This window comes from Dyadobacter pollutisoli (assembly GCF_026625565.1).
GTDB lineage: Bacteria > Bacteroidota > Bacteroidia > Cytophagales > Spirosomataceae > Dyadobacter > Dyadobacter pollutisoli.
On the sequence record NZ_CP112998.1, the window covers coordinates 5,116,349 to 5,141,170 of the forward strand.

Consider the following 24,822-nt stretch of genomic DNA (forward strand, 5'->3'; position numbering starts at 1 on the left):
TTAAATCTTAGACGCCAGAAATCTGAATAAGTAACTGTATTGTTAAATTATTTTTTTGCTGACGCTACCTGTTATTTCTTCTTCAAATTACTCAAATACTCAACCAAACTAACCAACTCCTCGGTACTCATCGCATCCTGCAAGCCAGCCGGCATCATGGAATCTTTCATTTGTTTGATCGATTTCACTTGTGACATTTTGTACTCCTGAGTAGAGCCGCCCGGGAATTTCAGGATCAGATCTGTTTCTGTTTTGCTTGATACTATTCCCGAAACAGTCGAGCCATCTTTCAATGTCACTTCAAAACCTTCATACCCGAAACCAATTCCTGCGCTTGGTTCAAAAATAGCAGCATACTGCGCTTCCTTCGGCAGTTTACTTCCGATTTCCGAAAGTTTCGGCCCGAAATCCATTCCCTCACCATTCACCTGGTGACAAACCGAGCAATAGGACGTAAAAATTTGTTTTCCTTTCGCAGCATCACCTTTCATTCCAATCAAAACTTTCACCTCGGGATGTTTGCTGGTCGTCGCGGTTGCTCCATCCAGGTATTTGGCGGCTTCCATTTTCACTGACTTTCTCCAAGCCCCTGCCAGCCCTTTTACCGCAGCGGTTTTGAGGTCACCGGTAAGTTTATCCTCTTTTAATAAAACCAGTACCTGATCTTCACCGCTCATTGTTCCGCCCAGCGACTTGGCAGCCACAGTTCGCAGGCCAATTGGATAATCAGCATCCAATACAACTGTTTTCAGGATTTCAAGTGATTCTTTGCTACCCACTCCTCTCAATGCAGTTAGTATGCCTTCGCTTTTCTCCGGATCTCTACTCCTGATAACCGCTTTCACCAGCTCGCCGCCGCCTTGCTTCATCAATTGCGAAGCCGCCGCAGACCCATTTCTGTTGGATGATTGATTGATGGACATATCTAGTAACCGCTCATTTTCAGACGTCAATTCGTATTTGGAAACCAGTTCAAGATAAACCGGCGTGCCGAATGAGGAATCAAGCAGCTTTTTAAGAGCGGCCAATGCTTCCTGATTTTGTTTAACAAACCCCGGATCCAAATGACGCAATGCCAGCTCATTCACCTTATCCTGATCTGCAGCAGTTCCTTTCATGAGTTTCAAAAGCGCCAATGACTTTTCATTCGCAGCGGTATTGAAGTCAAATGCACGGAAATAGCGCAGGCGGCTTTTCAAGTCAACATTAGGATCGCCAGCCAATGACGCAAGCAATGTAACCGACTCTTTGCCACGCGAACGCCAAACAATGTCTTTGCCTGCCTGAGTACCCAGCGGATTCGCTCCTGCTTTTGCTAACCACGCTTTGAAGAATGTATCCCATTGTCCGTCAGCGCCTATCCCCAATGCTTCCAGGTACCAGCGGTCTTTGCCGTCATATTGTTTTGCCAGCTCTGCCCAAAGTGCGGGTGCCTCGGCCGATTTATTGTGATGCAATATCAATGCACATTCCCTGCGAACCTGTGGCTCTGCGTCCTTTACCAACAATTTGATATAACTCGTAATATCAACGTCTTTCAGTTCACCAGCGGCACGCAACGCAGCAATGCGCATGTCCGGGTTGGTATCTTTAATCGCTAGGTCAATAGTCTTTTTACTGGTCGAAGGCCATTTGCTCAACAGCCACATGGCGCGGGCACGCATTCTGTAATTTGCTTTTTTATCATTAAACAGTTTTTCAAGGGCAGGTACCGCTTGTGTCCCCATCTTACTCAATGCAGTCCACGCCAGGTAACGAACCGAAACGTTGGGACTTTGCAATGCTTCAACAGCACCAGCAGCAGTCGTAAAATCTACTTTTGGACTGCGATAAGCAGCATTCGATGGAGCAATGCGATACAAACGGCCACGGTTCTGATCGCCGGCCTGGTGACCTCCCACGCCCGGATCATACCAGTCGGATACGATGAGTGAGCCATCCGGTGCCACGCACACGTCCGACGGCCTGAACCATTGGTCCCTTTTACCATCAACTACATTTACAATCTTGGCTGAATATCCTGCCCCAGCCTTTTGTACCGGATACGACCTTACCACATTGTGTCCTGGCTCGCAGTGGATCATTTGATCCCAGAATTCTTTGGGTAAAAGTCTTCCCTCATACACCACCATACCAGTAGGTGAGCCTGAACCAGTTTGTAGCAAGTTCGGTACCACGCCCGGGTCATTCAAGTGCCAGTGACGATACGGAATGGAGTCTTCTATATTGGTACGGTTTGCACGCCAGCCAGCGCCGGTCAGTTCGTCGGTGTAGCCGTAGTTACCATATTGCATTACATAATTGATGCGCACACCTTTGTTACCATCATCATCATTATCCGACTGCCACATGGTTCCGTAGCTGTCAACGGCCACTTCGTAATTATTTCTGAAATTGTTGCCCAGTACCTCAATGTTCTTGAAATCAGGATCGCAGCGAAAAACCATTCCCTGTCTCAGTTTTTTAAAATCAATCGCCTGACCGTCTTTTCCTATCACCGGATTTCCTTTTCCATCCAATAAATGTCCGCCCTCGTTTCCAAAATTGAAATACAGCTTGCCGTCCGGCCCGAATGTGAATGCATGCATGCCGTGATCGTGCTGCTCGCCTCCTACTCCTTCAAAAAGAACCTCTTTCTTATCTGCTTTCAAATCACCATCCTCATCCGTGAAAAGCCACACATAAGGACTCTGGGAAACGATCACTTTGTTACCCATTACCCAAATTCCTAGCGGCGCATTGATTTCTTTACCCTGATAAAAAACGGTTGTCTTGTCTGACTTACCATCACCATTCGTATCTTCCAGAACCAGTATCCTGTCGCCTTCATTTTTGATAGGGTTGCCAGTGATCGCCGGGCGATAATTATATGCTTCGCACACCCAAACCCTTCCCAAATGGTCCACATCAATGTTAGTAGGATTGGTAAGCGTAGGCTCAGAAGCAAACAATGTTGCTTCCAGACCATCGGTAACCGACAAGCCTGCGACCGCATACTTTGGCGATCTTTTTTGGGCATCAGTAAGATCTTTGTAAAGGCTGTCCAGGGTTGAACTATGGAATGTACTTGGGTTGGAACGCTGGTAGGCAGCGACCATCAAGCCTGCCAATAAGCACCCTGCCGGAAAGAGGAGTAACGATTTTTTTAGGTTCATAGTGAATTATTGAAATTTTTCCAGAAATTAAGTAAATATTTCCTCTCTGGCTTAAACGTGTCAATTTTACAATAAAAATTTTAACTTACGGTATAAGGGCTTACAGATAAACATTTACTATTATGAAGAAGACTTTTTTTTCCCTGATCGCCCTGAGCCTGACGCTGGAAGTGTCGGCACAAAATATTCCTTCGGCAGACGTGCAAATCAAGACAGCGGTTCTTGCTGCTCCGTCTGATAAACAAGCCGGTGCCCAAGTTTACGGGTACGCCGCTGACGGCGCTTTTACAATCATCAGAAACGGTACAAATGATTTTGTCTGCCTAGCCGACGACCCCAAAAAAGAGGATATCAGTGTTTCCTGTTATCAAAAAGACCTGGATGCCTTCATGGAACGAGGCCGTGTGCTGAGTAAGGAGGGGAAAAATGCAAAAGCCATTTTCGACACGCGTGAGAAAGAAGTGAAAGACGGTTCGCTACTAATGCCCAAACAGCCATCTACTTTATATGTGCTATCGGGATCAAAAGACAATTATGACGTCGCTACGGGGGCATTGAAAAACAGCTATCTGCGCTACGTGATCTACATTCCTTTTGCCACCGCCGAAAGTACCGGATTACCGCTCAAACCAGACATGCCCTGGATCATGGACCCGGGAACACACCGCGCACATATTATGATCAACCCTGCCAAACCGTAACCAACCATTCGATAACCATTTCCAGACGGCTGATCATTAACCTCTTCCTGGCAAAATAAATAATCGCAAAATCATAGGATTATTGACGTTTGAAATTTTACTTTGTAATTCAAAGTACTTTTTAAAACCAGAAAGACTCTTATGAAAACATTGCTCCAATCTACCGAAGCGGATCCTGCCGCCGATCATCATTCAAGTAATTACCCGGGCAGTCCCGCGGAAGCGCGGAAACCGTTCGCCATGGACACGGATTACCTCATAGGCCTGATCTGCCTCGCCCTGAGTTTCGGACTATTCATAGTGAGCACCAAAACCAGCAACACTTCCGGCCCTCTCTCCGAAACTTCCTTCCTGTTTTGTTACATGATAGCGATTTTCTACACGCTAAGGATGTCAACCAGAGGCGAAACGTGGCTGTCTTTCTGGAAAGCAAAGAACAAAACGTATCAGCCACATCGGCTGCTACTTTGGCTTATCTGGCTGGTAAGCTGCTTTTCATTCAATATCCCTATGCCTATTTTTAATGAATCAGCTCCCTGGTTGTCTGTGGCTATCGTCGTTTCCGCGGGCGTTTGCATTCTTTTCAACTGGGAAGAATCGCTTCCCAGAGTTTTCAAGAAGATACTATTTCTTTTTTTTGGGATCTCGGCCGTTTTGTGGACGTATTATGCCGTTTACCTGTCTTGGATATATCCCGCAAGCATTTTTGGTCTCATCATTCTCGGGTTTTCAATTCACAGTTTTATTCCGCTCTTCCTTTGCATTACACATTTCCGGATCTTATTTCAAAGATGGGAAATGTACAAAGCGCCGATATTGGCAGGTATTTTACTTCCTATGTTGTTTGCGGCTGGCTACGTGGTTCAATGGAGGCTCATTAGTAAAAAGATCCAGACCATTACCAATTCAGTTGCCACCCAGGACCGTGACGACTTTCCTGCATGGGTGCAGATAGGCCAAAAAATCGACGATAACTGGATTACCAGGCAGGTAATTGCCAATTACCTGGCTTATCAAATGCCTCGAAAGGACCCGAGCTTTGTTCCTGAAACACTCAATTTGGGTTCAAGTGTAAGACACGATCCGTTGGTACTGATCGCTGCATTATTTGCCAAAAAAACTGACCTGAGCCAATCAGAAAGAGTGAAGTTGCTCGAAGTTTTGTACGATGCCCGACATTACACACAGGAAAGATTGTGGTCAGGAGATAATCTAAGGACTGAGAACGTAGTTACCCAAATACGCATCTATCCCGATTTCCGAACTGCTTACACCGAAAAAACGCTCAGTATCGGCAACCATAGCCGATCAAGATGGCGGCAGGAAGAAGCGTTGTACACTTTCTACTTACCAGAAGGATCGGTCGTCAGCTCCCTTTCACTTTGGATCAATGGTAGGGAGGAAAAAGGATATCTGACTACTCAAACCAAGGCGGATTCAGCTTACAAAACCATTGTGGGAGTAGAAAGCCGCGATCCGTCAGTTATTCACTGGCAGGAAGGCAATGCGGTAAAAGTGAGAGTATTTCCCTGCACAAGTAGCGAAAGAAGAAAATTCAAGATTGGCATTACTTCGCCGCTGCAATTGAATGGTAACCGCCTGACCTACGAGAACATTTATTTCAAAGGACCAGCAAGTGATGGCGCCTCAGAAGGTATCCGGCTGGATTTTGCCAAAAATGTCAGCGGGTTAAAAATTCCTTTTGAAATGGAAGAATCGGGCGCAAATCAAATGACCCTGAATAGAACTTACATTCCCTCCTGGGACCTGAGTTTTGACGCCATTCCACTTTCCGACAAAGGTTTTATTTTCAATTCAAAAACGTATCAGATCAAACCATTCCGCGAAATTTCAGAGCCATTTTCTGCCAGGAAAATTTACCTGGACATTAACAATGCCTGGACAAAAACTGAATTTGATTCGGTCTTCAATATGGTAAAAGATAGAGCTGTATTTGTATACGACAATGGAATGATACAACTATCAACCGAAAACAAAAACGCAATTTTCGATAGACTTTCGTCCTGGAATTACTCCCTGTTCCCGGTTCACGCCGTGCGCCGCGACAACAATGCATTGCTGATCACCAAAGAAACCTCCATATCCCCGAATGTGAAGGATCTGCAGCAGAGCCCGTTCGGCGACGCACTCAGAAAAGACTCGCTGACGACCCCATTGAAGACATTCAACATTGGAAATGAATTGTCGCCCTATTTCAAAACGCTTCATGAACTAAGGATTGTCCGTTGTGAAAAGGCCGATATCAGACAAGTTGGAGAAATGCTTACAAGAAACCAGTTCCCGGCGGATCAGGAAAGGGACGCTTCCCATCATCTGGTACGCATTGACAATGCGAAAATGACGATTTCTGAAAGCACGGATTCCTTACCTACGGGCGCGCCCGATCATATAGCGAGGTTGTATGCCTACAATCACATGATGCAGCAGATTGGCACAAAGTATCTCAGTAAAGAATATCTGAAAGATTCCGCGGCCACTTCCGGCCTGCTAAAAGAAGCTGAGCAAGCCAACATTGTTACGCCCATTTCAAGCCTGATTGTGTTAGAAACGGCCCAGGATTACCAACGCTTTGACATTCAAAAAAGCAAAAACAGCCTTGACAATGCTACTCTGAAAAATTCCGGAGCAGTACCTGAGCCTCACGAATGGGCATTGATCATCATTTTTGCATTGCTGGTCTCCTACTACACTTTCCGCAACTATGTACGGTTATAGAAAGGAACATATAGTCTGCATTTTGGGATACATCGCGCTGTTTGCCAGCCTGATAGCAAACAGTTATTTAATCCCGGACGCTACATTCATGATTGGCATATGCCTGCTGCCCTTTATCATGTATGCATTGCCCCGGCATGAAAAAAGCATGCGTTTCTTACCGATAGTCCTGGTGTTTTTTGCTGGCTCATTTTATGTCCGTGAAGTTTCATTCCGGTACCTGACGCTGTTATTTGCAACGCTGTTTGCGATGGAAAGTCTGAGCGGGAAAGTAAGCCCGCTGGTCTTCTGGCTATTGCTGATCATATCGCCTTTGTTCAAATATTTGTCTGAGATATTTACCTTTCCAATCCGGTTACAGCTTAGCAAATGGGCTGGTTTGTTACTGCAGACCGCCCATTTTCCCGCCACGGTCACAGGTAATATCATTCAGGTCAATGGTTCGGATTTCAGTGTGGACCCGGCATGTATGGGTTTGCAAATGACCGGGTTCTCCCTGCTCGCAGGAATATTCTTGCTTGTCCATTTTCAAAAATCGACGGGCAAAGAACTACCCTGGTATCTTAGCACACTAGTGATTGCTATCCTGTTTGGCTTCAATATCGTGAGTAATTTGCTGCGTATCGTTGTCCTGGTCGTTTTCAGCATTGGTCCCGAAAACATATTGCACGACGTCGTGGGAATACTTTGTCTAGTGCTTTATGTGTGGCTACCGGCTTCGTTTTTCGTGAAATATTTTTTTCGGTTTTTCGCGCAACCGGTTATGGAACAAATTTTTGTAAAACAGCCAGGTAAACCCACTACGCTGGCGTTCAATTTTATCATTCTTGCCGGCTGCTGTTTTGTAATTTTTCAAAACAAAAAAATTAACATTGGAGAGACCAAAATCAATGCTTTTGGGCACAGCGAAAAATACGATTCCAGCCAGCTTTCAAATGGGGCCAGCAGATTTAAAAGTGAAAAATCGCTCGTATATCTCAAACCAATTCCAGCTTTCTATTCCACTGATCACAGCCCGTATACCTGCTGGAAGGGCTCAGGTTATGAATTCGCAAATATCCGGGAGGAAAATTTCGCGGGACGGCGCATCTACTTTGGGACTTTAAAGAAGGGAAATGATGTTTTACACACTGCGTGGTGGTTTTCCAATAACAACCACATCACTATCAGTCAAATAGATTGGCGGTGGAAAGTGATTCGCGGAGAACCTGGCTTTCAACTAGTTAATGTCACCGCCGGTGATCAAAAAGATTTAAAACAGGCCATTTCCGAATGGATGCCCCGGATTTGAGGGTAAATTGTGCCTTGAAACGTCTTATTGATGAAAAAGACATTCCATGAGCAAAATATCAGGACTCCTTATCGCTTTGAGCCTTTCCGCTTTATCCTATCAATCCATGGCACAAACCGAAGTCATAAATCTCTGGCCGGACGGCAAAATCCCTAATTTCAAAAGCAGTTCCGTCGAGGAGAAATCGGTTACCGATGCGAGCGGAATATTGCGGATCAGCGGGGTTACCGTACCAACGATCGCTGCATACATTGCACCAAAAGAAACCGCGACAGGCGCAGCCGTGATGATCTGCCCGGGTGGCGGCTACGGAATTCTGGCCGCTTCGCACGAAGGCAGCGACTTTGCCAAATGGTTCAATGATCGTGGAATTTCTGCATTTGTATTGAAGTACCGGTTGCCGAATGAAAAAGCAATGACACATCAGCACGAAGTTCCGTTGATGGATGCCATGCAAGGCATGAAGCTGATTCGCCAGAATGCCGCCAAATGGAACATTGACCTCAATAAAATCGGCGTAATGGGCTTCTCCGCAGGCGGACACCTGGCAGCTACATTGTCGACACATTACAATATGGGCGAAAAAGCCTCTAAGGATGCCAAGCCGGACTTTTCCATTTTGCTATATCCTGTCATTTCTCTCCAACCAAGTATCGCTCATGGAGGGTCACGCGACAATTTGCTCGGCCCTGACAAATCCGAGGAGCTGATCAAATATTACTCCAATGAATTGCAGGTAAGCGACCAGACACCGCCGGCATTTCTGGTGCACGCGATGGACGACACCGGCGTTCCTGTGGAGAACAGTATCCAATATTATCTCGCTTTAAAAAACAAAAAAATACCTGCTGAAATGCATTTGTACCCAAAAGGCGGGCACGGCTACGGCATGCGTACGGAGGGAAAAGGATCATTGGCAAACTGGCCGGCCGCAATGGAAGGGTGGCTTAAATCTCTTGGCTACATGAAGAATTGAAATGAGGTGTGATTTTTATCTCTAAATTTGGACAAAATTTCAATTCGAAGGAGATAATAACGCCTCATGACTGCAATAAACCGCTTTTTAGTTAATCAGAGATCCATATTAATTGTATTTATTGGTGTTGCCCTCTTTGCCAGCCTCCAATCCTATTTCGGCGGACTGAAAACTTTTGTCGAGGGCGGAAGGCTTTATACTACCTACAATAACTATATCATTTTCAAGCAATCCTTCTTCCATTTGATCCATGGGCAGGATTTGTATGCACAGTTTGTCGAAGAGCAGGGTGATCTGTTCAAATACAGCCCTACTTTCGCGTTGCTGTTCGGCTTACTGGCCGTACTTCCCGATGTACTCGGCCTCTCTTTGTGGAATATACTGAATGCGGCAGTACTATTTTTCTCGGTTTATTATCTGCCCAAAATTGATACCCGTACCAAAGGATTGATACTCGTTTTCATGCTGGTAGAGCTTCTTACCTCGGTTCAGAACGAGCAAAGCAATGCATTGATCGCGGGATTACTCCTTTTTACCTTCGGCTTTTTGGAGAGAGGAAAGTACTGGATGGCGTCACTCTGCCTGGTTTCCACGATTTACATCAAATTATTCGGCATCGTAGGCCTTGCACTTTACCTCTTGTATCCGGACAAGTTCAAGCTGACTTACACAACTGCGTTTTGGGTGATTGTTTTCACCATATTTCCATTGCTGGTCGTCGATACAGACCAATTTGTGTTTTTGTATAAAAGCTGGGCTAATTTGCTGGCCAATGATCATTCTATTTCCGACGGGCTGTCTGTGATCGGCTGGCTGAAAACCTGGTTTGGGTGGCAGGTCAATAAAACTTATGTGAGTGTGGCAGGCGCTATCCTTTTTTGCATTCCATTGCTGAGGATAAGGGAGTATGGCAATTTCCATTTCCGGATACTCATGCTCGCATCCATTCTGATCTGGGTTGTTATTTTCAATCACAGGGCCGAATCGCCGACATTTATCATTGCAATCAGCGGCGTGGCGCTTTGGTATTATTCGCAATATCCTGAGAAGGAGAACTACATTTTGCTGGTTCTCGCATTTGTTTTCACCGCATTGTCCCCGACCGATGTTTTTCCTCCCTTTGTAAGAAATGAATGGATGAAGCCTTATGTAGTTAAAGCAGTACCCTGCATTTTGATCTGGGGGAAAATTACTTATGACTTGCTGGCTGTGAAGCTACGTCCTCGTCCCGCTCCGGAAAAACTGGCTGACCAATAAAAAGTGGCGTTACAGGAATGTTGCGGCTTCAAACCTGCAACGCACACTTTTGAACCTCAATTCATGCCTACCAGTGTTCGGCTTGTTTCTCTTACACTGTTGGTTTCCAAGTGAATGTGCTTAACGATTTTTTCGGAAGCGTCGGAAATTTCCAGCGTGTAATCGCCGTCTTTGATCTCATCAAAATTCAGTTTGCGACCGAATTTGGTCAGGTACTTAGGTACGATCTCTTCGTGCAGCACTTTTTTATTACTATCGAGCAACCTGATTTCAACGCGTTCCCCTTTTTGCTTTTCCATTAACACATTCATCGACATGGTATCTCTGACACGGTACATGCCGACACGGAACTTCTCGCAAGTGTTATTTTTACATTCCGCTTTGGGTTCAACGATAGGGTCTGCGATGACATTACTGCCAACTAAGAAGAGTCCGAATGCAGCTGCGGCGACTGTTTTCATCACGTTTTTCATGGCTTATGAAGGTTACTTTGAGTAAAAATTGTTAATGATTTTTACCAATGATGGCACCTTCGACGGCCATGTTGCACGCATTATTTGAACGGCAGAAATTGAGGTTGAATGGCGATAAGTATAAAATTAGGCAAAATAGGTTACCTTACTATGATAGTTATCAGGGTCAACAAAACTGAAATATGCTCTTGTTTATTTAACTTTGATAAACGGGTAAAGATGAATGCAACATCAATCAGGCACTAATATGGCGCTAACTTATCATATCAGGATTAAGAAGGACTATGCTGCTTCATTAATAGAAGATTTGCAAAAAATGGACGCAATTGAACTCGTCAAGGAGTTGGATGATGAAAATGTACCCGCGTGGCAAAAAGAGGAAGTAAATCAGAGGATCAAGAAATATAAAGACCAGCCTGACTTACTCATTGATGAAGACCCGGTCTTTAAAATGCTAGACGCTGAATAATGACTTTTTACACACTAAAGTTTACACCAGAGGAAATTCTGGTAAGAGAAGGAATAGCAGGCATTAACCCCCAATAGCGATCATTTTGCGATTTGTCTCATATTCTGACTTCGCTTGTTTTTCAGAAAAATCGACGTGGCCGCCGTGTGCGAAGTGCTTTTTGTGAAAGTGGGAGTAAATAAGATCCCGTACATCTTGTCCCTGACGTAATGGAGTAAGCAAATCCATTTCCGAAGTATCAAAAAGGCAGTTTTTAAGTTTGCCGTCCGCGGTGAGCCTTATCCGGTTGCAGCCCGCGCAGAAAGGATGCGTCACCGTTCCTATGATCCCGAATGTCCCCGCGCCGCCCGTTACCTGAAACCGCTGGGCAGTATCCTGCAACTCTCCCGATAGCTTTTGAAAATCGAATTCAGTATTAATATCTGAGATCAGGTCTGCGTAGGATACGATTTTGGACATATCCCATTGATTGCCATTGAAAGGCATAAATTCAATAAAGCGGACATGCAAATTAGGCTGATCGACTGTTAACCTAACAAAGTCATTTACCTCATCATCATTCACACCGCGCATCACCACCATATTCAGTTTCACTACAAAATTCTCAGCCAGAAGCAGCTGAATGTTGTCCAGTGTTTTGGTAAAATGATCGCGTTTGGTAATGTTTTTGAAACGCTCTTCTTTTAAGGTATCCAGACTGACATTCAAAGAGCCAACACCAGCTTCTTTCAGATCACCGATAAACTGATCAATAAAAACTGCATTGGTCGTCAATGTGAGAGACGCAGACAATTTCCCCAAGCCGGAAACAATTTGCCCTACATCCTTCCTAACCAGCGGCTCGCCGCCGGTTAAACGTATCTTTTCCACACCCATTTCGACAAAAATCTCCGCAAGCGCCTGAATTTCATCAGCCTGCATCAACCATTTGGAAGGCATAAACTGCATATCCTCCTGCGGCATACAATAGGTACAACGCAGATTACACTTATCCGTCAGCGAAATGCGCAGATAGGTATGCTTGCGACCGAATGTATCTGTAATGGGTAGTGACATTTATTTATAAGTAATTGACTTAATGCTTTTATTCATGCTTACTGCCTTCCAAAACGCTGAAAACGTGCAAAACATGTGGAAATAGAGCGTCTATATATTCGGTAACACCGCCAGTACTGCCGGGCATCGTCACCACCAAAGTATCACCTACCAGACCGCCGACTGAGCGGGAAAGCATTGAAGTAGGGATGCGCTCCTGTCCGTATTGCCTCGCCGTTTCAGCAATTCCCGGAATTTCACGGTCCAAAAGCTCAGATACCGCTTCCGGTGTAACATCCCGGCGCGACAAACCGGTTCCGCCGGTTATCAAAATCAATTGATACTGAGCGGCGCAGAGGCTTTTGATTTTATCCTGAATTACTGATTTATCGTCCGGAATGATGCTATAATCCTGAATGCTGAGCTTCATAGCTTCCAGTTTTTCAATGATTTTTTTACCGGATTTATCCTCTCCAAGTCCTTTTGAAATACTATCGGAACAAACGACTACCGCTGTTTTCAGATTTTCAGGAATTGCTTTCCTGTCGCTTTTCCCTCCTTTTTTCTCCAATAACCTGATATTTCTGATCTCCACACCTTTATCAATGGGTTTCAGCATGTCATACATCGTAAGCGCAACTACCGAAGCACCATGCATGGCTTCAACCTCGACGCCCGTTTTGTAAATCGTCTTGACAGTCAATTCAATAAAAATACTTAATCCATCAATACGATATTGCACGCCGGTATATTCGACAGGAATCGGGTGACAGTCTGGTAGCAAATCCGGTGTTTTTTTAACGGCCAGAAAACCAGCCGCCTTGGCCATTTCAAACACATCACCTTTCGGAACCATTCTGTTTTCAATGGCCTCAATAGTCTCCGGCTTACTCACCTGAACAGTAGCCTGCGCGGTTGCAACTCTTAATGTATTAGTCTTATGGGTAATGTCAACCATTAAATAATGAGTGAATGAGTGAGTTTTGAATGAGTGAATCCGCCGTGGGACGGCCCCCGTGGGACGGCCCCCGTGGAACGGGAGTGAATGTCCTTGATTGCCGACGGCCGAAAGCCGAAGTTCCTAAGTATTCTCCTTCCAGACAAACTCCCCGCCTTCCCCAACCAGCTCTTTGCCGAAGATCGGGACATTTGCCTTTATTTCTTCCACAATATATTCAGATGCCTCAAAAGCGGCACGGCGGTGCGGTGAAGACACGAACACAAACAGGCTGATTTCGCCCGTGGGAACTATGCCCAGGCTGTGGTAAATGTGCATGCAGCTCAGTTCAAACTTTGCAAATGCAGCCTCACGAATCTCATGGAACGCCTGTTCCGCCATTTCCTCGTAAGCAGTATATTCAATGCCGCTTACAACACCAGTTTCCTTTTTATCCGCCCTGATTTGCCCCAAAAAAATAGCATGTGCGCCAATGTTCGTTTTGGATTGATGACTGGCGATGGATTTTGAAACAAAATCCGGGCTGATCGGTCCCTGAACAAACACTTTTTTGGGCTTATGTATCTTCTCCATCAAACTGACATTTACATGATTATTGATTGAAATTCATTAACCACCAGCAAAAGGCGGCAACAATGCGATTTCTGACTGGGTATCAATGGGCGCAAAATCCTCCGAAATCTTTTGATTTACAGCTATTTTGAATTTCTTTTCACGCATAGCAGGATACTTTTCCAATATCTGGTTACGGAATCCGCCAACGGTAAGCTGGGCATCTGCTACCCAAACTTCCTCGGCCAGACCTGTGATTTCGGCCAGCATTCCGTAGTACATCACATGAAGGCTCATTTATCTGCAATTTATTTAATGATCATTCTCATAACAATGAATCTCAAATTCTGATTCAGAAAGGTAACAAATGAACCTCTACCAAATCTCCCTCGGCTACCACATTCTGCGTCATGGGAAGGTAAATGATCGCATTGGCCAACGCAAAAGAACGCAAAGCAAATGATTCCTGCCCGTCCAGCGGGATCACAGCCCCCCCTTCGACCAGCGCCTTCAAAAATTCATCCCTTTCGCCATTGAATGAATACGCATACTTCGCTGGCAATTTCAATGTTTTCAAAAAAGCATCCCGCCTCCCCGTAATCAAACGCAGCGCCGGAAGTACATACTCGTAGTAACATACCAGTGACGAGGCCGGATTACCCGGCAACGCGAAAAATAGCTTCCCCCTCTTTTTTGCAAATAATAACGGTTTGCCCGGCTTCTGCCTTACCTTATAAAAGACCGTCTCAGCCTGAATTGATTGCAAAGCTACCCCTACAAAGTCGTAATCCCCCACCGAAACACCGCCTGTCGCAAGGATAACGTCATTATCAACTGAAAGTTCTGTTAAAGCCGCAATGGTCGAATCCAGATCATCAGCTGCATACCTGACTTCAATGTCTGTAATATGCTCCTGTTTCAATGCTGCAATGAGCATCGCAGAATTGGACTCATAAATTTTGCCGTGTACAAGGGGTTCGCCGGTTTTCAACAGTTCGTCGCCGGTTACCAGCAAGCCAATCTTTGGCTTTCGGTAAACACTCACGTTTTCGACGCCCATACCTTGCAAAAACCCAATGCTCCCCGGTGTGATATAGGTGCCTTTGGGCAAAGCAACCACGCCGGCTTGTATTTGCTGACCGATGTTCCGGACGTTTTTACCCTCATTCACCGGAAACTCCTGAATGGTCACATGTCCGTTTTCCAATATCGTATGCTCCTGCATCACAACCGCAGTAGCGCCATCGGGAACCGGCGCTCCTGTAAATATCCTGAAGGCAGTACCTGGTGCCAATGTCTGAATCCCGGTCTGTCCTGCTTTGGATTCTCCTGCGATCGGCAAAGCAATCCCGCCAAAAGTGATGTCCGAATGCACAATAGCGTATCCGTCCATGGACGACTGGCGAAACGATGGTAAGGAGATTGGTGAAAGGATGTCTTCTGCTAAAACTTGCCCTAAAGCATCACGTAGCTGACGCCTTTCAGTAGGTAAAAACAGCGTGTTTGCAATAATTTTTTGTTTCGCCTCGTTGACAGTGACCATATTGGTTAAAAGGGATGCGGACATGCAATTTAGCACTTCCGCCACTTAAAAATACAGTTGAAAATCGAATCAGTTTTTTTTACCAAAATCAGAAAATAGCCCAAAAATACGCCCATAATACATCGAACTAATACTATGACATTTTGTAACCACTTGACTATCAGTATATAATAAGAGTCAAAAATAATTCAACAACGGTATATTCATATTAATTAAAAAAAAGTGCATTTGGCAATTAGGCAGTTTTACCAATTAAAATTCCAGTTTAAGAAAAGTAAAGGAAGTTTTTGTCGTGAAACATTGAAAAGATGCCAAATTCTACGATCTTGAATTAGTACTACAATCATATTACATAAAAGCCTATAAATCAGTTTTTTACCGAGAAATGAAATATTATTTATTCAATATCGTTATCTTTGCACCCTGGCTGACGCCAAAAATTATGTTTCACGAAATACAAAATGCATGATTAGACTTATCTTTATGGCCTTCTCAATCGCTATCTGGGGCAAGACGCCGACAAGCGAGGTGGAGGTGGAAAAGAAGGACCTGAAAGAAGCAAACATTATTAATTCAGATCTTCTTGCTATTGACTTCTGTGGCGAAGCTATCCCATTATCAGAGCTTCGAATCGCCGAGCGATATCAAAACATGATCAGAAATTACGACAATCCCAATTTTCGTAAGCTGATGACAAAGACCCAAAAAAGAATGCGGATCATTGAACCCATTCTTAAGAAGTACGGAGTACCAGCCGATTTTAAATATCTTCCCCTAATTGAGAGTGCAATGAACGATGACGCAATGTCACGGCGCGGCGCAGGGGGCTACTGGCAGCTAATGCCGTCAACAGCAAAATCTCTCGGGCTGGTTGTAAATGAAACCAGGGACGACCGCAAACATCTAGTCAAATCAACGCACGCCGCAGGCAAATACCTCAGAGAGCTGCACCGCCAGCTGGGTTCGTGGACATTGGTAGCAGCTGCATACAATGCAGGCCCCACGCACATTCAAAGCAGAATGGATTCGCAGAACAAGGATGATTATTTCAAACTTCGTTTAAATTCAGAAACCACCAGGTATATCTACAAATTACTTGCCGTTAAAGAATGGTTCTCCAATCCCGAAAGAAGCAAAGAATGGGGAAGCGGCGACGTGGTTGAGCGTCTTGCAGATTTCAAGATCGAGCAAAAAAAGGCCGCTACGCAACTGGCAAAGCAGCTGGTAAAAGCAACAACCGATTCCTGAGTAAAATCATTTTATTTGCTAGCAAAGTAGAAGAAAAGGATACATTATCCTTTTCTTTGTGTTGTTATAGAAGGCAGTAAAAAGCCTCCTGTAACAGCTTTCAATTTTATTCAAATACTCTATTATTAATATGACAAAAGCGGAAATGATCACCGACAAAGGGACCATGCTGATCGAATTTTACGATGAGGATGCGCCAATAGCAGTGAAAAACTTTGTTGACCTTTCGAAAAAAGGATTTTATGACGGATTGATTTTTCACCGTGTCATTCCTGACTTTATGGTTCAGGGTGGCGATCCTACGGGAACTGGTCGTGGAGGTCCTGGTTATAAAATTAAATGTGAACTGAGCGGAGGAAACCAATACCACGACCGTGGCGTGCTGTCGATGGCACATGCAGGACGTGATACCGGTGGTTCTCAGTTCTTTATCTGCCATAGCCGTAAAAACACGGCACATTTGGACGGAAACCATACTTGCTTTGGAAAAGTAGTGGAAGGTGTGGACACAGTTGATCTGATCCGCCAGGGTGATAAAATCCAGAAGATTACAATTATTGAGGAAGAAGCTTAATCCTGCATTCTCCCAAAAAGCGAAAGGCCCGGAAAATTCCGGGCCTTTCGCTTTTTATTTTTGTAATAATAATTCTTACCAGAAATGTGAGTACAAGAAGGTGATAATCGCCAGTACAACAACTGCTCCTATGATAAAAGTGCGGTGCGGTACAAACATCGAAGAGTCGATAGCCAGCCCTTTCTTCTCGTCCGGCATAACCAGCCCCAGAACCACCATCACCACTACACATATCAGGAATACCAGCCCCATACGGTCCAGGAACGGAACCTGCGTCCAGTCTGCGAAGGGGAAATAATTGTTGTGCATTGCTAATGCGATCAAAAACCCACCTACGATCGCAAACAATGCTCCGGCTGAATTGGTACGCTTCCAGAAGAAACCCATAATGAAGGAAGCGAAAATACCCGGAGATAAAAGCCCGGTCATTTCCTGAATGAACTGAAAACCTCCTTTTTTATCGATACCCATGTATGGAGAAACGATGATCGCTAGGATCATTGAAACTACCACTACGATCCGACCGATTCTTACGAGTGTCTTTTCGTCTGAATTTTTACCAATGTAATTTTTGAAAATATCCAGGGTAAAAATGGTAGAGATACTGTTTGCTTTACCTGCCAGCGAAGCAACTACTGCTGCGGTCAATGCTGCAAAAGAAAGCCCTTTCAAACCAGCTGGCAATAAATTCAACAACACAGGATAAGCCTTATCTGCATTGAGTGCTCCATCGGCGTCCAGCATTTCAGCCTGGAACATTCCTTTGCTATACAATGCATATGCGGCGATACCCGGCAAAACCACGATCACAGGCATTAACAATTTCAAAAACGCTGCGAACAGAATACCGTTTCTGGCTGTTTTCAAGTCCGCGCCCAACGCACGCTGGGTAATATACTGATTACATCCCCAGTAGTTCAGGTTCACGATCCACATACCACCTAGCAATACAGCTAACCCTGGCAACTGCATATAAAAAGGACTGGTTTTGGGGAAAATCATGTGAAAGTGATCGTCATGATTGTCACGCATCATTTTAATACCGCTCATTACTCCATCGATACCAGCGTCACCTGACACCAGGTTGATCGCCAGATAGGTTGTAGCCAAACCACCGATTACCAGGAAGAACACCTGAATTACGTCGGTAAAACCGATCACTTTCATACCACCAATGGTAATGATGATGGCAAAAACCGCCAGCGCGATCATACAAAACTGAAAATCAAGCCCTGAAATACCTGAAACCGCCAACGCTCCCAGATAAAGAATGGAAGTAAGGTTAACCAGAATATACAGTGCCAGCCAGAAAACAGCCATAATCAAACTTACCGTCGGATTATATCGCTGGCTCAGAAACTGAGGCATGGTGTAAATTTTGTTCTTCAGATAAATGGGCATAAAAAAAACGGCCACGATCACCAAAGTCGCTGCCGCCATCCATTCGTAGGTTGAGATACCCAAACCCATCGAAAAACCATTTCCAGACATCCCGATAAACTGCTCCGCCGAAATGTTGGAAGCAATCAGGGATGCGCCGATCGCCCACCAGGTAAGAGAACCTTCCGCCAAAAAGAAATCCTTGGTAGATTCCGTTTTTGACTTTTTCCGCTGATAAATCCAATAACCGTAACCGGAGACTACAATGAAATAGAAGAAGAAAACGACATAATCCAGGGTTTGTAATTGTTGCATTTCAAATAATAAAATAGATGAATGAATGAGGTTGATTGGTTGAGCCCGAAAGGTACATTATTTTCCGAAAATAGTGCAAAATTATAAATGTCACAGAGACGTTTATCCATTATTTTTTAAAGAAGCTCATAAATATAGCTACAAGGATATATTCGTAAAGCTTTATTCTGATATTTTCTTTGAATCCCTCAACCGGAGCGGATTGGCCGGAAGTCTTTCGAAGTAAGCTTTTAGCCTCTGTTTTTCAGTTTCACGGTAAGCGTCCGCAAAAGAATGACCTTCTTTAATTTGGGAAATCAATGTTTTCAACCCATCCTCGCCAGCCAATGTGAGCCAGTAGGACACTTCCATGCCCGACGACATATAAGCCCGCATAACCTGCTTTTGCCCTCCGCTGAAAAACCCTTTGATCGTTTCCATGTCTTTCAGCTCCGAAATTTCCTGTCCCCCGCCGGTATAGTACATCCATTCGTCCATATAGTCGAGGTATCGCCCGGCGGGATCGGGGTTATTGACAAAACGCCGGTCCAGCATCAGCGCCAGGCCTTCATTAAACCATTGCGGAATTTCTGTGGCTATGGTCCACCAGCCGAGACGTTCCAGCAACTCGGTATGTCCCATTTCGTGACTTACCACATCGGTATTCATCTCCCGGCCATTCAGAATGACGAAAGAATGCCCCCAGGGTGTGCCCAGACTGCATCCCGCTCCTTCGGTACTGCTGCAATACTTCTGATACTCCTGTGGATTGCTACAAATAATGACGACCGGATTGGATTTTTTGCCTGAGTAAAAAGAATCAACACGCGCCTCGGCCTGACTGACAATTCTTTTTAAAACCTTATCATGTACCGGCTTGATTTCCGGACTAAAATAAGTACTTCCCTCGCCCTGCCGAAACCCTGAAAAGCCGATCAGTTCACAATAAAATAACTGAGGATATAGAAAAAACAGGCTGGATGTTAAAACAAACAGTCCAATCAAAAGAAATTTCCCTGACCGGAAAATCGCCCTTTTAATTCGACTGTTGTTTTTCAAAATGATATTTTTTTATGCCACGAATGCACTAATGGACACTAATTCATTCGTGTCCATTAGTGCATTCGTGGCAACATATTAATGCTTAAAGTGACGAATGCCGGTGGTAACCATCGCTACACCATTCGCGTTGCAATATTCGGTCGAATCTTTGTCCCGGATTGAGCCACCAGGCTGAACTACCGCGGTAATCCCCGCCAAATGTGCGATTTCCACACAGTCAGCAAACGGGAAGAATGCGTCGGACGCCATCACAGCACCTTTCAGGTCAAAACCAAATGCATTGGCCTTGTCAATAGCCTGGCGCAAAGCATCCACGCGGGAAGTCTGTCCGGTACCACTTGCCAGCAGCTGATTTTCTTTTGCCAAAACAATGGTGTTGGATTTTGTATGCTTGCAAACTTTCAATGCAAATTCCAATGCCGTCAGTTCGCTTTCCGTAGGTGCTTTTTCCGTTACGGTCGTGAACTGAGAAGCAATTTCAGTAGAAAGGTCTTTGTCTTGAACCAAAACACCATTCAGGATTGTCTTAAACATGATCTGAGGCAGATCCACCGCATTGCGTTTCAGCAAAATCCTGTTTTTCTTCGATTTCAAAAGCTGCAAAGCTTCTTCATCATATTCCGGTGCGATCAGGATCTCCATGAACAGTTTGTTCAATTCTCCCGCAGTAGCCAGATCTACTTTCGCATTGGTAATCACCACTCCGCCAAATGCAGAAACAGGGTCACATGCCAAAGCATTGTCGTAAGCCTCTTTCGCTGTCGGTGCAGTAGCAATTCCGCACGCATTGGTATGCTTAATGATCGCAAATGTAGGATCTGCGCCAACGAACTCATCGATCAGGTTTACGCAGGCATCTACATCCACGAGGTTGTTATAGGATAGCTCCTTACCGTGCAATTTGTCAAAAATCCCTTCCAGATCGCCATAGTAGGTCGCATTCTGATGCGGGTTTTCGCCATAACGCAATGTTTGCGAAGCAAGGCTGGTGAAGTCAAAAAGCTCTTTATCAGTTTTTTCCGTACCCGAAGTAAAGAAGCGATTGATAGCACCGTCGTAATGTGACGACACCCCAAATGCCTGACCTGCATAGTAGCGACGGTCTTCCAGGTCGGTGGTACCCGCTTTCGCGTTCAGCAATTCCACTACTTCGGCGTACTGGCTGCGTGACGAAACGATCAATGTATCTTTAAAATTTTTCGCTGTTGCACGGATCAATGAAATTCCGCCAATGTCAATTTTCTCAATGATATCTTCCTCGCTGGCGCCGGAAGCAACGGTTTCTTCAAACGGATAAAGATCCACTACAACCATATCGATGGCAGGGATATTGTATTGTTCTGCCTGAGCAATATCACCGGCATCGTCTCGGCGGTACAAAATACCACCCATAATAGCTGGATGCAGTGTTTTGACGCGACCGCCGAAAATCGAAGGATAACCGGTCAGTTCCTCTGCCGCAGTAACAGGAATATTCAGGTTTTCAATAAAAGTCTGAGTGCCTCCGGTTGAATAAAGTTTAACACCGTTGTTGTGCAAGAGGCGAACCAAAGGTTCAAGTCCGTCCTTATAATATACAGATATAAGCGCGGATTGGATTTTTTTAGACATTGTGCAACGTTAGCTGTAAGAGTACAAACTGAAAATAAACCGCAAAGATAGCCGAAAAAAGTACGAAGTTTGAAGTACGATCAAACTAAAATCAAAGACATACGATTAAGGGATAACCTGTTTAAAACTAAAAAACTATGAACCTAGACCTGACCGGAAAAACAGCTTTGGTATGCGGAAGCACCCAGGGAATCGGACTGGCTTCGGCCATTGAACTGGCATTACTCGGGGCAAATGTTACCCTGGTGGCCCGTAATGAAGAAAAATTGCGTGAAGCCGTTGAAGATCTGGACACTTCCATGGGACAGCTTCACCGGTATGTAGTGGCGGACTTTGCCGATCATGAAAATGTAAAAGACGCGATCCAAAACTATCTCCGCCTTTGCCCCGAAGTACATATTTTGGTCAATAATACCGGTGGCCCGTCTGGTGGGCCGATCATTGAAGCAGAGCCGGATCAGTTTTTGAAGACATTTCAAATGCATGTGATCAACAACCAATTTTTGGCGCAGGCTGTTGTTCCGTCCATGAAAAAAGAAGGCTACGGAAGGATTGTCAACATTATCAGTACTTCTGTCAAGCAGCCGATCATTGGATTGGGCGTTTCCAACACCATTCGCGGAGCAGTGGCGAGCTGGTCCAAGACATTATCCCTCGAACTGGGACAATTTGGAATTACATCCAACAATGTACTGCCAGGCTACACCGAAACGTCCCGCCTGGACGCAGTATTGGAAATGAGGAGCAATTCACAAAACAAATCCAAAGAAGAAGTCGCCAAAGAATTACAATCAGCCATCCCGATCAGAAGATTCAGTGAGGCTAAGGAAGTGGCAGCAGCAGTAGCATTTCTTTGTAGCCCGGCGGCTGGTAGTATTAGTGGGGTTAGTCTGGCTGTGGATGGGGGCAGGACGGAGGGTTTGTAGTATTAATTTTATAAATTATTAAGTATATCTACGTTCACTTTGATTACATTTGGCCGTACTTCATTTAGCCAATGTTGATGTTTCTTCTATCCAAAACTGTAAACAGAATCTGCCAGATATCTGCTGCACGTGTTTTCTTGTTTGCGATCTTGTATACTCTTTTAATTTCCAATACTGTAACTGCCCAGTCTGATTCTGTTTTCTTAAAGAACCAGATCAAACCATTGATGGGAAAAGTATCGGTTAGTCATAAAAAACAGACTATTTCAATCGCCGGGAAGGAAGGTAAGCGCTCCGTAAGCTTTGCGGACGTCGCTGAGGTGAAAACAGAAATCGGGAAGAATTATACGAGCAAAACGCTGAGGGAAGGCACCGCACTCGTTGTTCTGTTGGTTAAAGGACATTACAGCTTGCTTTTTAATGAGGGAAACAAGCTGTTTTATATTGAAAAGAATGATTCAATGCTGGTTATTTCGCAACAGCATATGAAGCGGGCCTTGCCCATCATATTTGGCGAGGTTGTATTGCAGGCTTACTATGCAAAATCCAACGTAAAACCTGTTTATTCAGCGCGTTACTTAACTAATTTGACAGTTTATGCTAATCAATCCCACGGAATCGAGCCTACCGTTTTTCAGGAAAATTTAAATCAATTCAAAACAACTGTTTACATTGGCCCATACCTGGCTTATGGATACAATAAAACAGCTTTTGATTTGAATGCAGGTTACGCAGACTTTCTGGTTGACTATCGCAAAACAGCTTTTTTTACCAGCAACTCCTTTCCATTGGGGCTCCGTATGGGGGTCAATCTTTCGAGAAGAATCGGTATAGATCTGGGGGCTTATATTAATCAGACCTCCACGAAAAACGTCAACATCGACAGCACTGGTATTCATGGCTTTCCGCTTTCTCAACCTGCGCACATACGCGAAAAATATGACCCAGTTCTCAAAGTGAGAGGTTTCTCTTCCAAAACAATTCATCTTGATTTGGTTATGACCGTTTTGCTGGCCAAAGCCGAAGAAAGCAAGTTTAAGCCATACGTCTTTTTCGGCCCTACCCTCGCCTTCATGACGAAGAATGAAATAAAACAAGCGGCGGGATTTAAGGACAATCCCCAGGCAGAAACGACTTATTTTTACCGATGGTCAAAACTTGATCGTCAACAATATCTTGTCGGGTTCAACAGCGGTTTAGGCATCAATTATACTTTGAGCAAGCGTATGACATTGAATACTTCCGCAAAATTCATTGGCGGAATTTTCCCGAAAATTCGCAACAGGTCCTTTTTAACAAAAATTCAGAACGACACTTCATTGCCTGACAACCAGTTTGGTGGATTCCATTCAATTTTCTGGCATACTTATGACCAATATCTACGTATGTTCACTGTCGGTATTTCAGCAACTTACAAGTTGTAAATAAGCATTTCAACATCATCCTTAATTCTCATAAAGCTAACAATGCGCCTCTATCGATCTACATTTACCTTTCTGGCCTTTTTGGTTCTTTCCATTTCATGTAATAAAAAAGGCCACGAAGTTGAACCTAATGAGAATTGCCGGTTTACGGGAAAATCTTCTTTAACCAAGCAAATAACTTTGGGTGGCACAACTACTTATACTTATGAGTCACATTTGCAACAAGACGAGGAGGGTAAACTGACGCTTATAACAGTTGTGCAAAATCGTGATCAAGATCCCGGATCAGCGTTTTCGTCGAATGAGAGCGAAGACGAAAAATATACATTCAAATACGATGCTGACGGATTTTTGGTGGAGATCAAACGATATAAATTGATCCTTCAACAAGGTAACTTTTCATATTTTGATTATCCTTTCTATAAAAAAGGTAGAATTGAGATTAATGATATCACAACCTTCACCTACGCGAACAAACTTGTTCTGTCGTCTTTTAACAAAAATACTACCGTCGTACAAGGAGATAATTATCTTGCTAAAACCTTTCAAACGAACCTCACCAAAACTTATGAATATGATCCCCAAGGTCTAGTCCAGGCAATAAAACAAAAATCTGAAACCGGATCAGAATCAACTGCATATTTTAAGAATGGAATTAAGGTCTTTGCTGACACCGAAAATACCAAATATGATGCAAAAGGAAGGGTTATTAGAAGCGCCTATGCAGGGGCTGAACAAATCATAGAATATGATGCCAACGACAATATTACATTGGTAGAAAGCCGTTACCAGTCAAAACTTCAATATTCCGAAAGCCGACAGTTTGATAACCGCAGAAATCCGGAAGCGCTAATTCCTTCTCGATATAAAGGAATTCCAGATGACATCAAGATTCTTTACTCCACAGATGGGCAGAATAATATCGTTAAGAAAACAGTAACGTATCCCGACCGCGAGCCTTACATCGAAAACACGCTTTGGAAATATCACCCTAATGGTCTTCCTGAAACAGCTACGCTCACAGTAGATTATCCTGGAAATAAGGTAACTGCCGTCACGAAATTTAACTATGAAAATTGTGACTAATCTCCACTCCAAATAATTAAACAATAGGAAGGAAAATTTGTTTTATTTGACTTAAATTTAGGAACGAGGGG

The 24,822-nt window shown here is 44.3% G+C and carries 21 protein-coding genes; 11 read left to right on the top strand and 10 right to left on the bottom strand.

Annotated features, from left to right (window positions below; translation table 11 throughout):
* Positions 1-71: 71 nt before the first annotated feature.
* Complete coding sequence (locus ON006_RS20830) at positions 72-3,155, bottom strand: PVC-type heme-binding CxxCH protein (RefSeq protein ID WP_244823786.1); 3,084 nt, start codon at positions 3,153-3,155, stop codon at positions 72-74.
* A gap of 122 nt (positions 3,156-3,277) precedes the next feature.
* On the opposite strand from ON006_RS20830, the gene ON006_RS20835 reads away from it, so the two are divergent.
* The 5 genes from ON006_RS20835 to ON006_RS20855 all read left to right on the top strand — a co-directional run bounded on the left by ON006_RS20835 (position 3,278) and on the right by ON006_RS20855 (position 10,116).
* The gene (locus ON006_RS20835) at positions 3,278-3,856 is read left to right on the top strand and encodes a hypothetical protein (protein ID WP_244823787.1); all 579 of its coding nucleotides are present in this window, start codon (positions 3,278-3,280) and stop codon (positions 3,854-3,856) included.
* A gap of 141 nt (positions 3,857-3,997) precedes the next feature.
* A complete protein-coding gene (locus ON006_RS20840; protein ID WP_244823788.1) occupies positions 3,998-6,592 on the top strand; it encodes an XrtN-dependent VIT domain-containing protein in 2,595 nt (864 codons plus the stop codon).
* A complete protein-coding gene (gene xrtN / locus ON006_RS20845; protein WP_244823789.1) occupies positions 6,579-7,883 on the top strand; it encodes an exosortase N in 1,305 nt (434 codons plus the stop codon). Before ON006_RS20840 ends, xrtN begins: the two co-directional genes overlap by 14 nt.
* 46 nt (positions 7,884-7,929) lie before the next feature.
* On the top strand, positions 7,930-8,859 hold the full coding sequence (locus ON006_RS20850) for an alpha/beta hydrolase (protein ID WP_244823790.1): 930 nt from the start codon (positions 7,930-7,932) through the stop codon (positions 8,857-8,859).
* A 66-nt stretch (positions 8,860-8,925) separates the two neighbouring features.
* Positions 8,926-10,116, top strand: a complete 1,191-nt coding sequence (locus ON006_RS20855; protein ID WP_244823791.1) for a glycosyltransferase family 87 protein — start codon at positions 8,926-8,928, stop codon at positions 10,114-10,116.
* Positions 10,117-10,172: 56 nt separating this feature from the next.
* Here the strand turns inward: ON006_RS20855 and ON006_RS20860 are convergent, their stop codons facing one another.
* On the bottom strand, positions 10,173-10,589 hold the full coding sequence (locus ON006_RS20860; protein ID WP_244823792.1) for a hypothetical protein: 417 nt from the start codon (positions 10,587-10,589) through the stop codon (positions 10,173-10,175).
* A gap of 223 nt (positions 10,590-10,812) precedes the next feature.
* Here ON006_RS20860 and ON006_RS20865 point away from each other — a divergent pair, with 223 nt between their 5' ends.
* On the top strand, positions 10,813-11,058 hold the full coding sequence (locus ON006_RS20865; RefSeq protein ID WP_244823793.1) for an immunoglobulin domain-containing protein: 246 nt from the start codon (positions 10,813-10,815) through the stop codon (positions 11,056-11,058).
* 63 nt (positions 11,059-11,121) lie between these two features.
* On the opposite strand, the gene moaA is transcribed toward ON006_RS20865, so the two are convergent.
* The 5 genes from moaA to ON006_RS20890 form a co-directional block, all read right to left on the bottom strand.
* A complete protein-coding gene (gene moaA, locus ON006_RS20870) occupies positions 11,122-12,114 on the bottom strand; it encodes a GTP 3',8-cyclase MoaA (protein ID WP_244823794.1) in 993 nt (330 codons plus the stop codon).
* 28 nt (positions 12,115-12,142) lie between these two features.
* Complete coding sequence (moaCB, locus tag ON006_RS20875) at positions 12,143-13,051, bottom strand: bifunctional molybdenum cofactor biosynthesis protein MoaC/MoaB (protein WP_244823795.1); 909 nt, start codon at positions 13,049-13,051, stop codon at positions 12,143-12,145.
* Positions 13,052-13,174: 123 nt separating this feature from the next.
* On the bottom strand, positions 13,175-13,624 hold the full coding sequence (locus tag ON006_RS20880) for a molybdenum cofactor biosynthesis protein MoaE (RefSeq protein ID WP_244823796.1): 450 nt from the start codon (positions 13,622-13,624) through the stop codon (positions 13,175-13,177).
* A gap of 36 nt (positions 13,625-13,660) precedes the next feature.
* On the bottom strand, positions 13,661-13,900 hold the full coding sequence (locus ON006_RS20885; RefSeq protein WP_244823797.1) for a MoaD/ThiS family protein: 240 nt from the start codon (positions 13,898-13,900) through the stop codon (positions 13,661-13,663).
* A gap of 55 nt (positions 13,901-13,955) precedes the next feature.
* Positions 13,956-15,170 carry a molybdopterin molybdotransferase MoeA gene (locus tag ON006_RS20890; RefSeq protein WP_244823798.1) on the bottom strand — a complete coding sequence of 405 codons (1,215 nt, stop codon included), beginning with the start codon at positions 15,168-15,170 and terminating at the stop codon, positions 13,956-13,958.
* A gap of 441 nt (positions 15,171-15,611) precedes the next feature.
* On the opposite strand from ON006_RS20890, the gene ON006_RS20895 reads away from it, so the two are divergent.
* Both ON006_RS20895 and ON006_RS20900 read left to right on the top strand, forming a co-directional pair.
* Positions 15,612-16,394 (top strand): lytic transglycosylase domain-containing protein, encoded by a 783-nt coding sequence (locus tag ON006_RS20895; protein ID WP_244823799.1) that lies wholly within the window; start codon positions 15,612-15,614, stop codon positions 16,392-16,394.
* Positions 16,395-16,524: 130 nt separating this feature from the next.
* A complete protein-coding gene (locus tag ON006_RS20900) occupies positions 16,525-16,968 on the top strand; it encodes a peptidylprolyl isomerase (RefSeq protein ID WP_244823800.1) in 444 nt (147 codons plus the stop codon).
* 75 nt (positions 16,969-17,043) lie between these two features.
* Here ON006_RS20900 and ON006_RS20905 read toward each other — a convergent pair whose 3' ends face one another.
* The 3 genes from ON006_RS20905 to purH all read right to left on the bottom strand — a co-directional run bounded on the left by ON006_RS20905 (position 17,044) and on the right by purH (position 21,315).
* Positions 17,044-18,663, bottom strand: a complete 1,620-nt coding sequence (locus ON006_RS20905; RefSeq protein WP_244823801.1) for a sodium:solute symporter family transporter — start codon at positions 18,661-18,663, stop codon at positions 17,044-17,046.
* A gap of 162 nt (positions 18,664-18,825) precedes the next feature.
* Positions 18,826-19,701, bottom strand: a complete 876-nt coding sequence (locus ON006_RS20910; RefSeq protein ID WP_244823802.1) for a hypothetical protein — start codon at positions 19,699-19,701, stop codon at positions 18,826-18,828.
* 78 nt (positions 19,702-19,779) lie between these two features.
* On the bottom strand, positions 19,780-21,315 hold the full coding sequence (purH, locus tag ON006_RS20915; protein ID WP_244823803.1) for a bifunctional phosphoribosylaminoimidazolecarboxamide formyltransferase/IMP cyclohydrolase: 1,536 nt from the start codon (positions 21,313-21,315) through the stop codon (positions 19,780-19,782).
* A gap of 137 nt (positions 21,316-21,452) precedes the next feature.
* On the opposite strand from purH, the gene ON006_RS20920 reads away from it, so the two are divergent.
* The 3 genes from ON006_RS20920 to ON006_RS20930 all read left to right on the top strand — a co-directional run bounded on the left by ON006_RS20920 (position 21,453) and on the right by ON006_RS20930 (position 24,751).
* Positions 21,453-22,241: an SDR family oxidoreductase gene (locus ON006_RS20920; protein WP_244823804.1), complete on the top strand. Its 789-nt coding sequence runs from the start codon at positions 21,453-21,455 to the stop codon at positions 22,239-22,241.
* Between the two features lie 227 nt (positions 22,242-22,468).
* Positions 22,469-23,665: a hypothetical protein gene (locus ON006_RS20925; protein ID WP_244823805.1), complete on the top strand. Its 1,197-nt coding sequence runs from the start codon at positions 22,469-22,471 to the stop codon at positions 23,663-23,665.
* 81 nt (positions 23,666-23,746) lie between these two features.
* The gene (locus ON006_RS20930) at positions 23,747-24,751 is read left to right on the top strand and encodes a hypothetical protein (protein WP_267609896.1); all 1,005 of its coding nucleotides are present in this window, start codon (positions 23,747-23,749) and stop codon (positions 24,749-24,751) included.
* The last annotated feature ends 71 nt before the right edge of the window (positions 24,752-24,822 follow it).